The organism is Candidatus Clostridium radicumherbarum, assembly GCF_045310525.1.
In the GTDB taxonomy this organism is placed as follows: Bacteria; Bacillota; Clostridia; order Clostridiales; family Clostridiaceae; genus Clostridium_AT; species Clostridium_AT radicumherbarum.
On record NZ_JBJHZY010000005.1, the window covers coordinates 1 to 15,379 of the forward strand.

A 15,379-nucleotide genomic window follows, 5' to 3' on the forward strand; every position below is an offset into this window, starting at 1 on the left:
TACCTTGTTATATATCTGTTTAATTTTCAAAGACCAATTTGTTTTGCCGTCGTCTGACAGCTTTTATATCTTATCATTTAATTTTTACCCTGTCAATACTTTTTTTACAAGTAACTTTAAGTTGATTAAACTTTGCAGTATAAAATTAAATTTGTTTGTCGATTTATTTTTGCGACGTTATTTATAATATCACACATTTACTTATAAGAAGATGCAGAAATAGTTAATTTAATTAATTATGTTTAGATTTCTTAAAAAAACTAATAATATCTTTATATTTCATGTATGGATACACTAGGTAGGGTATCCATACAATTACTGAAAATAAGAAAAGTTCACATTAATTAATTGTGTAATTACATCTTTTGAGAGCTTATTAATAATTCTATTCTTTCTCTAATATTATTTGGAAGTTCTTTAGATAGTGCTCTATTAATAAGATGAGGTTCTTTAATTCCGTTTACTAGTAGATATTCTTCAATTATACTAACCTTTTTTTCTCTATTGGGCATAAGCTGATATAAAACATACCAATCTTCTAAAGATGTTAGTGGTATTTCTACTCCATTAGTTTTCTTTGCATTTGTGACAGCTTCCTTATCAAAGCTATATTCATAAGTGCCTTCATCAAAATTAATTGCAAAGCCAGCCATAATGTCCACATCTATGCCATTTACTATATATTCATAAAAATATTTCGTGGAATATAAGGCTGATTCACCCTTTTCCAAAGGCTTTTTACTGCCAAGCTCCTTTAATATTTCGTCAGCTCTTTTGATATCATTAATATCTACTAATATATCTATATCGTTAGGCTTATCTACTAATCCATAATGATTTAAAACCATAGACGCTCCTGTCGCCCATAAGACTCCTGCATCATTAAATTTCTCACCTATATAGCTTAAAGTATCTAACATAAATATTTTTTCCTTTCTATAATAAATGATCTTATATAAAAACAAATAGTTTATACCCATTTATTTTTATTAAAAAATTCTAAGAAAAATTTTAAATATAAAAAAATAAAAGCAATCTCAATTGAGATTGCTTAGAGTTTCTTATGCTTCTTCAAATTGATCCTTACCTACACCACAAAGTGGGCAAAGCCAATCTTCAGGAACATTCTCCCATGAAGTTCCTGGATTAACTCCGTTATCTGGATCACCTAACTCTGGATCATATATATATCCACAAGCTAAACATACATATTTTTTCATATTTTACTCCTCCTCAAATAATTATTATCTCTTAATTTTTATTATATCTTACCAAATTATATGTAAAATGTAAAGTGAAAAAAGAGAAATTATTTAGGTTTTTATCATGTTTATTATATCCTAATAGCTAAATACATTATTCCAGTATTACAAAAATTTTTCTAAAACCATTCTTCTACGGTTTTTAAAATTTTAAAGTTAGTTAGATCATAATGAAGGGGTGTCAAAGTTATATAGCCTTCTTTGAAATAATAAACATCTGTATCTTTTTCTGAGCCTTCTTTTATATCTCCAACAATTTCATAAGTTACTTGCCCTTCGCTGTTCTCTCTTTCCAAATATACATTATTATAAGTCCTGCTGCCTATTTTGCATACCTTTATGCCTTTTATTTTATCCTCCGGAATCATCGGAATATTAATATTTAAAACCACATCATCCTTAACAGCTTTATCTTTTAAATTCACAAGTACACTTTCTACGGTTTTTGCAGCTACGTCATAGTTTTCCTTATCACCTATAAATTCAGAAGAAATTGCTATGGAAGGAACATTGTATACTGCAGCTTCTATTGCCGCTGATACTGTACCTGAGTATATAACATCTGTACCTAGATTAACACCCTTATTTACACCTGAAACAACCATATCAATTTTGCCCTTTAGAAGTTTATCTAATGCAAACTTTACACAATCTGCTGGAGTACCATCTAAACTATAGGCCTTTGAATTAAGATTACTAAGCTTTACTTCTTTTAAGATGAGCGGCCTTGTCAAGGTTATTGAATGTCCACAGGCACTTCTTTGATTGTCTGGAGCTATAATTGTAACTTCATGATTTTTTTCTAATTCCTTTGCTAAAATATATATTCCCTCTGCATTTATTCCATCGTCGTTAGTTATAAGTAGTCTCATAAATCCACCATCCTTAAATAAAATTCATAAATAATCTTTGTATATAATATAGTATAACAAATTAACATATTTTAAATAGTAATTTCATTGACTAGCCACTTAGAAAAATGTACACTGTAATTATAGAACATTCACAATATTTGTATTTTATTTGAAGGATTAATATTCAAAAATTGCAGCATTATTATTTTAAGCCTTTAAATTTTAAAAGGCAGAACAAATTTAGTTCTGCCTTTTCTCATAGTCATCTTAACTAAGGCAGAGGTGTTACATCTATGAAATTTAATAAATCACGAAGAAAGCTTAAAGTAAATTTAAATAAAATGCCACAATTAAAAATTTATAATTTTTTTGGTAGTCATATAACTACATTAAATGGAACTCCTGGTGTTAGGTTTACCTTATGGGCTCCCCATGCCAAAGCTGTAAGTGTTGTAGGAAGTTTTAATAATTGGTGCGGCATGCAGCATATAATGAAGCTGAAGAAGAATCTAAATATATGGACCTTATTTGTTCCATATATAAAGGCTAATGAGATTTATAAATATGAAATAACCACGGCATCAGGCAAAAAACTGCTTAAAGCTGACCCTTATGCCTATTGTTCAGAGCTTAGGCCTAATACTGCCTCAGTAGTTACAGATTTGGCCTCCTTTAGCTGGGTGGATAGTCCCTGGCTTATTAAGAGAAGGGAGAATCCCATTTATAATCATCCATTAAACATTTATGAACTTCATTTAGGCTCTTGGAAAAAGAAAAATGATAGTTTTATAAATTACAGAGAAATTGCAGATAAACTTTTGGAATATATTATTCAAATGTGTTATACACATATAGAGTTGCTTCCTATTACAGAACATCCCTTAGATGCTTCCTGGGGATATCAAAGTACAGGTTACTTCTCAGTTACAAGCAGATATGGCAGACCTGAGGACTTTATGTATTTTGTAAATAAATTTCACGAAAATAACATCGGCGTTATCCTAGACTGGGTTCCTGGGCACTTCTGTAAGGATGCCCATGGTCTGTATAACTTTGATGGCTTACCACTATATGAATACGAAAATCCTCTATTAGGTGAAAATGACTGGGGTACGGCAAATTTTGATTTAGGTAAAAGGGAAGTAAGGCAATTTCTAATTTCAAATGCTCTATTTTGGTTTGATGTATACCATATAGATGGCATAAGGGTAGATGCAGTAGCAAATATGCTCTATATGAATTATGGTAAAAGCGAAAAAAATAACCTCATAAATAAATATGGAGGAACCGAAAACCTAGAAGCTATAGATTTTTTTAAAAAATTAAATTCAACTATTTTTAAGTATTTCCCTAATGTACTTATGATAGCCGAGGACTCCAGCTCCTTCCCGGCAGTTACAGCACCTGTATACTTAGGAGGACTGGGCTTTAATTATAAATGGAATATGGGCTGGATGAACGACATGCTGAAGTATATGCAGATGGATCCCATATATAGAAAGTATCATCATAATTTAATAACCTTCTCGCTTATGTATGCCTTTAGCGAAAATTTTATACTTCCCCTTTCTCACGATGAAGTTGTACATGGAAAAAAGTCTCTTTTAGATAAAATGCCAGGTGACTATTGGTCGAAGTTTGCTAGTCTAAGATTATTCTATGGCTATATGATGTGCCATCCAGGAAAAAAGCTTCTATTTATGGGAGGAGAATTTGGTCAATTTATAGAATGGAGATTTGCTGAGCCACTTGATTGGCTTCTTTTAGATTACCCAATGCATAAATCCCTTCAAACCTATGTTAAAGACTTAAATTCTTTATATATCAAAGAACCCTCACTTTGGGAAAAAGATCATAATAATGAAGGATTTAAATGGATTGATCATCAAAACGCGGATCAGAGTATAATTTCATTTGTGAGGTTTGGCATTAACAAAAAAGATTTTTTAATTATTATCTGTAATTTTACTCCTGTTTCCTATGTTAATTACAAGGTTGGGGCTCCTGTTTTTACCCATTATAAAGAAATATTTAATAGTGACAAGGACTACTATGGTGGCTTAAGTCAAACAAACGATGCATACATAAGACCTTGGCCAGATAATTGGCATAGTGAACCCTATCACATAAAACTTACTATTCCTCCATTATCAACCATTATCATAAAACCTTTATATGATTATAAATTAGAAAGGAGCATAGAAAATGCAGAAGAAAGAAATGATAGCAATGATACTTGCAGGAGGACAAGGCAGTAGATTAGGTATTCTTACCAAAGGTATTGCAAAGCCAGCAGTGCCCTTTGGAGGGAAATACAGAATAATTGATTTTCCCCTAAGCAACTGTTCAAACTCTGGTATAGATACCGTTGGTGTTCTAACCCAGTATCAGCCTTTTGTCCTTAACTCTCATATAGGCATAGGCACTCCTTGGGATCTTGACAGAAATAACGGTGGTGTTAGTATACTTCCACCTTACATGAGAGAAACTGGCGGTGACTGGTATAAGGGCACAGCAAATGCCATATATCAAAATATGAATTTTATAGATAACTACAACCCTGAATACGTGCTTATTCTTTCTGGTGACCACATTTATAAAATGGATTATTCTAATATGCTGGATTTTCATAAGGAAAATAATGCAGATGCTACTATTGCTGTTATGGAGGTTCCTTACGCGGAAACCCATAGATTTGGAATCATGAACACAAAAGAAAGCTATGAAATATATGAATTTGAAGAAAAACCTAAGAAGGCAAAAAGTAATCTTGCCTCCATGGGTATATACATATTTAACTGGGAAACCTTAGGACAATTTTTAATAAAAGACGAAGCTGATAAGGCATCAAGTAATGATTTTGGAAAAAACATTATACCAAAGATGCTTGAGGCTAAAAAAAGAATGTTTGCCTATCCTTTTAAAGGCTATTGGAAGGATGTAGGCACTATTGAAAGCTTATGGCAGGCTAATATGGATTTGCTGGACGACAACAACGAATTAGATATCCACAACCACAACTGGAAAATTTACTCAGTGAATGCTTCACTTCCGCCGCAGTTTATAGGTGAAAATGCAGTTATTAGTAACTCCTTGATTACAGACGGCTGCAAGATATTTGGTGAAGTTAAAAATTCTGTAATTTTCCCGGGCGTAACAGTTGGCAAAAACTGCAGAATAATTGACTCAGTGGTTATGTCTAATACAAAGATAAAGGATAATTCAGTAATTACTAAGGCTATTATCGGCGGTGACGTTATTATAGAGGAAAACACTATTTTAGGTAATAGTAAGTTCATAGAGGTTGTAGGGGAAGGACAAGTAATTGATGCAGATTCAAAACTTTAATAGGGAGGTGAATTAAGTTGCTTAAGGATTACATGGGTATTATATTATTAAATGAAGATGAAGACAACATAAGAAGACTCACTAAAAACAGAGCTCTTGCCTCCATACCCTTTGGAGGCAGATATAGAATTATAGATTTTGTGCTTTCTAATTTAGTAAGCTCAGGCATGAGCAACATTGGAATATTTACAGATGGCAAAACCCGCTCACTTATGGATCACTTAGGTTCGGGAAAGCCTTGGGACCTTGCAAGGAAAATAAATGGTCTATTTATTTTTAACTTTAGCTACTCAGGAAAATATATTAATGAAATAGAAACCCTTAAAAATAATATAGAATATCTTTATAAAAGCAAAGAAAAGTACGTAATCATATCTTCTTCCTATATGGTATGTAATATTGATTATAAGTCCGCAGCAGCATTCCATGAAAAGTCTGAAGCAGATGTAACTATAATCTATAAAAATGCTCTTAGTGATGAAACTAGCTTTATAAACTGTGATGTTCTTAATCTTGAAGGAGATAAAGTATTAACCGTAGGTAAGAATATAGGCACCGATGACCAAAACAATATATCTATGGATATGTTTATAATGAAAAAGGAAGTTTTAATAAAATTACTGCTTAGATGTATTAAAACTGGCCATTATAATTCAATAAAGGAGGCTATTTACGATAAATTGGGTAATTTAGATGTAAAAGCCTATAGATTTAATGGCTATCTCAGCTGTATAAATACAATAAAGGCCTATTATAAAACCAATATGGATTTATTAGATCTTAGCATAAGCAGTGAACTATTCTCTGAGAACGGAACAATATTTACCAAAACTCAGGATGAACCACCTACAAAATACACCGAAACTTCAAAAGCAGAAAATTCTTTAGTGGCAAATGGATGTATAATTGAAGGAAAGGTAAAAAATAGTATTATTTTTAGAAGAGTAAATATACATAAAGACGCAGAAATAGAAAATTGCATTATAATGCAAAATTGTGAAATTAAAGCTCACGCTAGGCTTACTAATATAGTTATAGATAAAGGAATTGTTATAGAAGAAGGTAAGGAGCTTAAAGGCGATATAGAAATTCCCTTAGTTGTAGAAAGAAAATCTAAATTTAAATAAAAATGTGAGGTGGACAGTTAATGAAAATATTATTTGTTGCATCAGAAGCACATCCTTTTATTAAAACAGGGGGGCTTGGTGACGTAGCTTACGCACTTCCAAAAGCACTTCGAAAATTAGGTTTAGATGTAAGAGTGATAATTCCTAAATTCTCCGAAATTAAACAGGAATATAAAAGTAAAATGCTTACTTTAGCAACCTTTAACGTGCCTGTTGGCTGGAGAAATCAATATGGTGGACTTCAGTACCTGGAGTATGATGGTATTCCCTTTTACTTTTTAGATAATGAATATTATTTTAAAAGAGCTGCTTCCTATGGTTTCTTTGATGATGGAGAACGCTTCGCTTATTTCTGCAGGGGAGTATTAGAAGCAGTTAATCACATGATTGATTTTACTCCAGATATTATTCATCTTAATGACTGGCATACGGGAATGATACCTCCCCTTATGAAAGAACACTATAAGGAAAATCCTAGATTTGATAATATAAAAACCATCTTTACTATACATAATCTACAGTATCAAGGAGTATTCTCAAAGGATATTCTAGGTGATTTATTAAGCCTTAGTGAGGATTATTATACGGAGGAAAAGCTTAAATATTATGATGGCGTGTCCTTTATGAAAGGCGGGCTTAATTTCTGCCATAAAATAACCACAGTGAGCAATTCCTATGCTGAAGAAATAAAAACTTCCTTTTATGGCGAAGGACTTCATGGTCTTCTGCAGGTACGTGACAGAGATCTTTTAGGTATAGTAAATGGTATAGATACTGAACTTAATAATCCTGAAAAGGATAAAGAGCTTTTCAATAATTATAACTTTGAAAATGTAGAAGGAAAATCAAAAAATAAAATAGAGCTTCAAAAAAAATTGAACCTGCCTGTTAATGAAAATACACCTATAATAGGCATGGTAACAAGGCTTGCAGGCCAAAAGGGTATTGACCTTGTTGCCCATGTTATTGATGAGCTTCTAGAGCTTGATTTACAATTAGTAGTGCTGGGCAATGGAGAACAAAAATATGAGGAAATGTTTAAGTATTATGCAGATGTATATCCAAATAAATTATCTGCAAATATTACCTTTAACAATACACTAGCTAAAAGAATTTACGCAGCTTCTGATATGTTTCTTATGCCATCACTATTTGAGCCCTGTGGTATAGGTCAGCTAATTGCCCTTAAATATGGAAGTCTTCCTATTGTTAGGGAAACAGGAGGCTTAAAAGACACAGTGAAGCCTTATAATGAATATACTAATGAAGGGAACGGTTTTTCTTTTGCAAATTATAATGCACACGAAATGCTTTTTACAATTAAAAAAGCTTTAGCCTTTTACAACAATAAAGAGGTATGGTATAATTTAGTGAAAAATGCTATGCAGGAAGATAACAGCTGGAGCAAATCAGCTATAGAGTATAGAAACTTATATACCTCACTATTGTAAAAGTTAATGCACAAATTTTTAGACAGCAATTGTTTTGCTGTCTAATATTTTAAGAAAAATTTATAAAATATGAAGAACATAATTATTATAAAAGTAGATTACGACATAACTCTCATATCGTAATATTGCTAGAGGAGGAAATTAATGAAGCTTAATAAAGAAAAATTTAAATCTGATTATAAGAGAAAGTTAATGAACACTTTTGCAGAAAATATTGAAGATTCATCAAAGCTTCACAATTACTTTGCCCTAGGAGGCCTAGTACGTGACTATGTTACAGAAAATTGGGTAAGTACAAACAGCTATTATTTAAAAACTGGGGAAAAGCAGGTTTATTATTATTCTATGGAATTTCTAATTGGGAGGCTTTTAGGCAGTAATCTTTTAAATCTAGGAATTAGAGAAATTTGCATGGATGGTCTTAAGGAACTTGGTATAGATTTAAATGATCTTGAAGAAATAGAACATGATGCAGGACTTGGTAATGGAGGTCTCGGAAGACTAGCTGCCTGTTTCTTAGATTCTATGGCTTCTATTGGCGTACCAGGCCATGGCTGTGGTATTAGATATAAACACGGTCTTTTTGAACAAAAGATAGTTAATGGATATCAGGTGGAAATTCCTGATTATTGGCTAAGAGAAGGTAATGTGTGGGAAATAAGAAAAGAAAATAGAGCTGTGGAGGTTCATTTTGGCGGAAGCATAAAACCCGAATATATTAATGGCAGATTATCCTTCATTCATGAGAATTACGAGCCGGTTCGTGCTGTTCCCTACGATACTCCTGTGGTAGGTTTTCATAATAATATGGTAAATACCTTAAGACTTTGGAGTGCAGAGCCTTGCGAAAAAGAATTTGACTTTTCCACCTTTAGCCGAGGTGAATATGTAAAAGCCGAAGAATACAGGGCTTCCGTTGAATCAATTTCACAGATTTTATATCCTGATGACAGTAAATTTGAAGGACGCTTGCTTAGGTTAAAGCAGCAATACTTCTTTGTTAGCGCAGGTCTTCAAAGTATAATCAGAAATTATAAAAAATCTGGCTCCCCAATAAATGAGCTGTATAAGCATGTGGCAATTCACATTAATGATACACATCCTTCTGTTGCTGTTGCAGAACTTATGAGACTTTTAGTTGACATCGAGCTCTTACCTTGGGATGAAGCCTTTTATATAACTAAAAATACAATGGCTTATACAAATCATACAATTATGTCCGAGGCTCTTGAGAAATGGCCTATTGATATGTTTAAAAATCTCCTTCCAAGAATTTATATGATAATTGAAGAAATAAATAGAAGATTTTGTGATGATTTAACTCAAAAGTATCCAAATCAGTGGGGAAAAATAAACAGCATGTCAATAATCCAAGATGGACTTGTAAAAATGGCTCATTTAGCTATAGTAGGCAGCCATTCTGTAAATGGCGTTGCCAATCTGCACACTGAAATATTAAAGCATCAAGAGCTTGCTAATTTTTATGACTTTTATCCTGAAAAATTCAACAATAAAACTAACGGAATAACTCACAGACGCTGGCTTATGAAAGCCAATCCAAATTTAAGCTCCTTAATTACAAATACTATTGGAGCTGCATGGATTAAGTCCCCTAAGGAATTAATTAAATTAGAAAAATATAGAAATGATAAAGCCCTTCAAAATAAAATTGCGGCAGTGAAAATGACTAATAAAATAGAGTTTACTGATGAAGTGAAAAATAAATATGGTATTAAAATTAATCCAAACTCAATATTTGATGTACAGGTTAAAAGGCTACATGCCTATAAAAGACAACTACTGAACCTTCTTCATATTATGTATTTATATAATAGCCTTAAGGAAAATCCGAATATAGATTTTCTTCCTAGAACCTTTTTCTTAGGAGCAAAGGCTTCACCAAGCTACTCTTTAGCAAAACAAATAATTAAGCTTATTAACAGCGTGGCAAATTTAGTTAATAATGATCCAAGTATTAATAATAAGCTTAAAGTAATATTTTTAGAAAACTACAGCGTTTCACTAGCTGAAAAGGTAATTCCCTGTGCAGATGTAAGTGAACAGATTTCTACTGCCTCAAAAGAAGCCTCTGGAACTGGAAATATGAAATTTATGATGAATGGTGCTATAACAGTAGCAACTTTAGATGGTGCAAATGTTGAAATGAAGGATGAAGTTGGGGAGGACAACATTGTCATTTTTGGCTTAAGGGCCAATGAAGTTATAAGCTATAACAAATACGGCGGCTACTCCTCCTGGGATATATATAACAATGACCCTAGGATAAATAAAATATTAAATCAGCTAATAAACGGCTCCTTAGGAACCTCTCCTTCAGAATTCAAAGATGTTTATGATTCACTGCTAATGTTTAATGATGAATATTTCGTGTTAAAAGACTTTGACGCCTATGTAAAAGCTCAGGAAAAGATAGATAGACTTTATAGAGATAAAGCAAAGTGGAATGAAATGTGTATAATGAATATTGCTCATTCAGGTACTTTTTCAAGTGATAATACAATTAGAGAATATTCAAGAGAGATTTGGGGTACTAGAGAACAGGAGGGAATTCCTGCTCATTAAATTAAAGTTTTTTCTTGGCCACTAGCTGAAAACGCGGAAAGGGGCTCATATTAAAGCTCCCCTCCCGCATTTTTATTACCTAAATAAGTAACCAATATAATATTTTATTCTTCAAATTTAAAATTCTTAAACTTATCCTTTAAAAGATCTCCTAATGTTAATCCTTCTGATTTATCTCCTAAGAAATCCTTGATTTCTTCTCTTTCAGCGCTATTTTTTGCTTCTCTTATGCTTAAACCAAGTCTTTGATTTTTTGAATCTATTTCAAGAATCTTAACCTTAACCTTGTCTCCTACATTTAAAACAGCTGAAGCCTTCGATACTCTTTCTTCTGCTATTTCAGAGTTCCTTACAAGACCATCTATTCCTTCTCCAATTTCTACAAAAGCTCCAAAGTCAGTAAGTCTAACCACAGTTCCTTGTACTATGTCATTTACCTTAAACATAGATGAGACCTTATTCCATGGGTCCTCTGTAACTTCTTTAAGTCCTAGAGAAATTCTATCCTTAGATTTATCGAAGTCAATAACGTAAACTTCAACCTTATCGCCTACTGAAACCACTTCAGCTGGATCTAAAACTCTTTTCCAAGAAAGATCTGAAATATGTATAAGTCCGTCTATACCTCCTAGGTCCACAAAAGCACCAAATTTAGCAAGTCTAGTTACTATTCCTGTTCTCTTTTCTCCCTTTTTAAGTGAAGCCCATACTTCTTGCTTTTTAACTTCAGCCTCTGCTTTTAGAGCTTCTTTTCTAGAAAGTACAACTTTCTTCTTATCCCTATCAAGTTCAACTACTCTAACTGTTAAGGTCTTTCCTACAAAATCCTTTAAATCATCAACATACTTTAAAGATAGCTGTGATGCTGGTATGAAGGCTCTTACACCTTTTATATTTGCAGTAACTCCACCTTTAACAACTTCATTAACCTTAACTTCAATTGTTTTTCCTTCATTAAGAGATTCCTCAAATTCATCCCAAACCTTGTGTTCTTCTGCTTTTATTTTAGATAATGCCACATTTCCTTCTCCGTCGTTTACCTGAAGTATATAAACATATATTTCGTCTCCAGGCTTTACTATATCCTTTGGGTTAACTGCTTCGTCATAGGAGAGTTCTTCCCTACTTATAACTCCATCAGCCATGTAGCCTATATTAACAAAAACTGCATCATCAGAAGCAGAAATGACTGTTCCTTTAACTACATCACCACTATTAATTCTCTTTAAAGAATCACCTAGAGCTTCCATAAAATCTTGCATTGAAACTTCTTCATTATTATCCATAGCATAAATGCCTCCTCTTATAGCTTCAAAATAATCCCAATGTTTTAATATTAGCATAAATTATATTTTTTATAAAGAAAAATAAATATTTTTATAACAGAGTCAGCTTAGTTAGTTCACTATAGTTCTACTTCTATATTTTCTCTTTCTGATTTTGAGGTTTCAAAATAATTTTCTTCTTTGAAATTGAATATAGAAGCTATAATGTTTGATGGGAAGCTCTGTACATAGTTATTATAATTCATAACCGTATCACTGTAGAACTGTCTTGAAAAGCTTATTTTGTTCTCTGTTTCAATAAGCTGATTTTGCAAAGATTTATAACTTTCACTAGCTTTTAGATTTGGATACCTTTCAACCACTACAGCTAATCTACTTAGCACTTGTGTAAGTTCTCCATTGGCCTTTATAGCTTCTTCTGGTGAGTTTGCCTTCATAAATTTACTTCTCGCTTCTACTACCTTTTGAAGCGTTTCTGCTTCATATTGTGTATAGCCTTTTACAGTGTTAACTAAGTTTGGAATCAAGTCAAACCTTCTTTTTAGCTGTATATCCATTTGAGACCAGCAGTCTTTTACCTTATTTCTTCTGCTAATAAGTCCGTTATAGCCTGATATAATATATAATATCAATAATGCCAAAATGCCTAAAACAACATAAATCATAATCTTCCTCCTTGTAAATAACTTTGATTATTAAAAACCTCCGAAACCTCCGCCCCCGTCTCCGCCGCCACTGAAACCGCCGCTGTCTCCACCACCAAAGCCACCTCCTGTAAAGCCACCTCCATCACCAGATCCTGAGGAGTTAGAAGAATTAGCTATAGCCATGGCTGAGTCAGTTAAATCTGTAAAGGTGGTTGTGATATCCTGAATTTGATTGAATATATTTCCTCCATCATTAGTAAAGTGAGAGTAATATAAAAATGTTAGCATATTTAAATCATATCCATATTGATACATTTCACCTTCAGTGATAACTATAGTAAGCTGCTCTAGTACCCTTTGTGCCACACCTAAAGAAATTGCATAAACTAAAAAGTGTTCCCATAAAACTAAGGAAGGTGGCTCTGCATCCTTTAAATTGCTGAAATCCTGCAGAAAATTTTTAAAGGCCTTCCATCTTGCATATTGATTTGAGCCATATATACTTCTATGTCTAAAATTTAGTACCCCACTATATTCAAAAAAATTATATGCTTCTGAATCCTCCTTAACTAATGAACACCATATGTTATATTTGTTTCTAAATTCAATAGCAGCTCCGGTCTTACTTGTTACTTCTTTAATGCTGCTAAATGCTATGCTGTTTCCATCTCCTAGATCATTTAAAAGCCAATCCATAAGAAATTCTTCATGCGCTAGTAATGAATTATCAGGACTTTTTAGTCTATAAACAACATAGTCAGTTACTTCTTTCTTCCCAAATAATTTTTTCTTTTGTATTTTTAAGACATCAAGTTTTAAATACTTTTTTCTTATTAGATTCATAAGTGTTGCTGTTATATCTCTATTACTTACACTGTTATAGTAAAGAACACTCATTACCGCAGGTGAATAATCTCCAGGCAGCTCTCTATAATACTTACCATCAAAATCCGGAGCAGGATCACTTCCATATTTATTCTTTAAGTAAACCCATAAAGAAATACCTCCACCTATTAAAATAAATACAAGAATACCTCCAAGGCTATTATTAGCCTCCTCCTTATATGGCAGTTTTAGAGGAAAGTTGTTATAGCTTCCATTATGCACTTGATTTCTTGCCTCTTCCCGTGCTTTATTGGCTTCGTCAGCTAGTAATGCCTCTTCGCTTAATATTTTATTTAAGGCTTCTTCTGCATATACTCTTTTCGCACCAGGAATTAATTGGGGAGGAAACAGTAATCTGGCCTCTACATATCTTCCTTCAGGAAGGTTATTTATAGTTAAATTTACTGTTCTATTATCTAAAATTGAGGAATTCCCAGTTAAAGGGCCATGAGCAAAAACTTTTATGTCTTCTTTTTTAGCTTCCGCTGGCAATTCTATACTTATAGAGGTTTCACTGATAGGTGTCTTGTTTTCATTTCCTATGAACTTCCAATATAACTCACCAGTATCACTATATTTTTTTGCCGCATTTTTAATATTGTAGGATATTTTAAAACTTCTATCCATATTTGAAGAGGGCACATAGATCCAAAGCATAATAGCCTCACTTGATTTAGGTTCCAATGTATATACATCGCTGCTGCCTTTAACAGCTGAGCTTGTCATTCTATAATTTTTTCCACCTTCATTAACAATTAAATTATCTAAAGAGGTTCCTTCTGGAAAAAGTATTTCCTTTGTTACTCCATTAAAGCTTCCATTAAAGGTAAAGTCCACATTTTCTTCAACCTTCATATCTCCATTACTTAACACTTCGGCATTTACAATATATCTATTAATCAATAAAGATGAATTATCAGCTTTTACTTTAAAATTAGGACTTATTAGGGTTGTACATATAAATAAAATACTGAATAAAAAAAATGCTAATTTATTCTTCATTATTACCTCCACATGAATTAGATAACAACACAACTTCCATTCACCAAATTTTAACTTTATAGCAATATTATACTATGTTTATTTATTGTATTCCATGATTAAAAAATAACTTTTTGCTATGCTATTTAAAGCTCGCCAAATTTTTCTAATGAAATTCTAATAATTCATTAATTCTTAACTAATATATCTTGCCTATAATAAAACTATAGATAAAATAAAAATTTTAGGAGGTTAAAGTCCTAAATGGACTTTAACGAGTAATTTGCGAGCGGGAGCGAGTGATCTTAAATTACTCAGTGTTCCGACTAGGAGGAGGAAATTATAATGTCAGTAAGTTTAGAAAAAATTGATGAATTAAGGAAAAGAGCAAATGTAAGTTATGAAGCAGCAAAGGATGCATTAGAAAAATGTAATGACGATTTAGTTGAGGCACTTATTTACTTAGAGAAGCAAAATATGGTGAACCCACAGCAAAGTACTGAGAGAAAAAACTCCTTTTGGGAAACTGTTAAAAAAATAATTAGAAAAGGAAACAGAACAAAGCTAATAATTAAGAAACATGAAAATATTGTCTTGAGTATGCCAGTTACACCAGCAGTTATTATAACTATTATTGCACCTTACTTTACACTTATTGTTTTATTGATAGTTTTATTAACAGGTCATAGAATAAAATTCCAAGGACCTAAGGGAGACTGTACTCAAGTAAATGAGGTACTGAATAAGGTGGCCGACACTGTAGATTCTACTAAAAGAAAACTAACTGAAGATGATAGCTGTACTTCAAGTAATAATTAATTTTGAATAAATAGGCACGAAGCAGTTCGTGCCTATTTATTTATAGTAAATATTTTTTATAATACAGTTGTAATATAAATTAGCAATATGTAAACTTAATTTATGCAGCGATAATTAGTAGATTTGTCCTTCTTTT

At 32.4% G+C, this 15,379-nt stretch carries 12 protein-coding genes; 6 read left to right on the forward strand and 6 right to left on the reverse strand.

Annotation, left to right across the window (positions count from 1 at the left end):
• Positions 1–356 precede the first annotated feature (356 nt).
• The 3 genes from ACJDUH_RS17685 to surE all read right to left on the reverse strand — a co-directional run bounded on the left by ACJDUH_RS17685 (position 357) and on the right by surE (position 2,134).
• A complete protein-coding gene (locus ACJDUH_RS17685; RefSeq protein WP_406766542.1) occupies positions 357–920 on the reverse strand; it encodes a nucleotidyltransferase family protein in 564 nt (187 codons plus the stop codon).
• Between the two features lie 141 nt (positions 921–1,061).
• The gene (gene rd, locus ACJDUH_RS17690) at positions 1,062–1,220 is read right to left on the reverse strand and encodes a rubredoxin (protein ID WP_406766543.1); all 159 of its coding nucleotides are present in this window, start codon (positions 1,218–1,220) and stop codon (positions 1,062–1,064) included.
• Positions 1,221–1,381: 161 nt separating this feature from the next.
• Positions 1,382–2,134 (reverse strand): 5'/3'-nucleotidase SurE, encoded by a 753-nt coding sequence (gene surE / locus ACJDUH_RS17695; RefSeq protein ID WP_406766544.1) that lies wholly within the window; start codon positions 2,132–2,134, stop codon positions 1,382–1,384.
• A 275-nt stretch (positions 2,135–2,409) separates the two neighbouring features.
• On the opposite strand from surE, the gene glgB reads away from it, so the two are divergent.
• The 5 genes from glgB to ACJDUH_RS17720 all read left to right on the forward strand — a co-directional run bounded on the left by glgB (position 2,410) and on the right by ACJDUH_RS17720 (position 10,625).
• The gene (gene glgB, locus ACJDUH_RS17700) at positions 2,410–4,374 is read left to right on the forward strand and encodes a 1,4-alpha-glucan branching protein GlgB (protein WP_406766545.1); all 1,965 of its coding nucleotides are present in this window, start codon (positions 2,410–2,412) and stop codon (positions 4,372–4,374) included.
• Positions 4,322–5,464, forward strand: coding sequence for a glucose-1-phosphate adenylyltransferase (locus ACJDUH_RS17705; RefSeq protein ID WP_406766546.1), 1,143 nt, complete (start codon positions 4,322–4,324; stop codon positions 5,462–5,464). The genes glgB and ACJDUH_RS17705 overlap by 53 nt, the downstream gene beginning before the upstream one ends.
• Before the next feature lie 17 nt (positions 5,465–5,481).
• On the forward strand, positions 5,482–6,591 hold the full coding sequence (gene glgD, locus ACJDUH_RS17710) for a glucose-1-phosphate adenylyltransferase subunit GlgD (RefSeq protein WP_406766547.1): 1,110 nt from the start codon (positions 5,482–5,484) through the stop codon (positions 6,589–6,591).
• Positions 6,592–6,611: 20 nt separating this feature from the next.
• Entirely contained in the window at positions 6,612–8,042 is a 1,431-nt protein-coding gene (glgA, locus tag ACJDUH_RS17715; RefSeq protein ID WP_406766548.1) for a glycogen synthase GlgA, read from the forward strand.
• A 144-nt stretch (positions 8,043–8,186) separates the two neighbouring features.
• Complete coding sequence (locus ACJDUH_RS17720) at positions 8,187–10,625, forward strand: glycogen/starch/alpha-glucan phosphorylase (RefSeq protein WP_406766549.1); 2,439 nt, start codon at positions 8,187–8,189, stop codon at positions 10,623–10,625.
• 104 nt (positions 10,626–10,729) lie between these two features.
• On the opposite strand, the gene rpsA is transcribed toward ACJDUH_RS17720, so the two are convergent.
• From rpsA to ACJDUH_RS17735, 3 genes are all read right to left on the reverse strand, one after another.
• Positions 10,730–11,911 carry a 30S ribosomal protein S1 gene (gene rpsA / locus ACJDUH_RS17725; protein ID WP_406766550.1) on the reverse strand — a complete coding sequence of 394 codons (1,182 nt, stop codon included), beginning with the start codon at positions 11,909–11,911 and terminating at the stop codon, positions 10,730–10,732.
• A 119-nt stretch (positions 11,912–12,030) separates the two neighbouring features.
• Positions 12,031–12,576, reverse strand: coding sequence for a LemA family protein (locus ACJDUH_RS17730; protein WP_406766551.1), 546 nt, complete (start codon positions 12,574–12,576; stop codon positions 12,031–12,033).
• Positions 12,577–12,606: 30 nt separating this feature from the next.
• Positions 12,607–14,445, reverse strand: coding sequence for a DUF2207 family protein (locus ACJDUH_RS17735; RefSeq protein WP_406766552.1), 1,839 nt, complete (start codon positions 14,443–14,445; stop codon positions 12,607–12,609).
• A gap of 324 nt (positions 14,446–14,769) precedes the next feature.
• Between ACJDUH_RS17735 and ACJDUH_RS17740 the strand changes: the two genes are divergently transcribed.
• Positions 14,770–15,243, forward strand: coding sequence for a DUF4342 domain-containing protein (locus ACJDUH_RS17740; protein WP_406766553.1), 474 nt, complete (start codon positions 14,770–14,772; stop codon positions 15,241–15,243).
• Positions 15,244–15,379 lie beyond the last annotated feature (136 nt).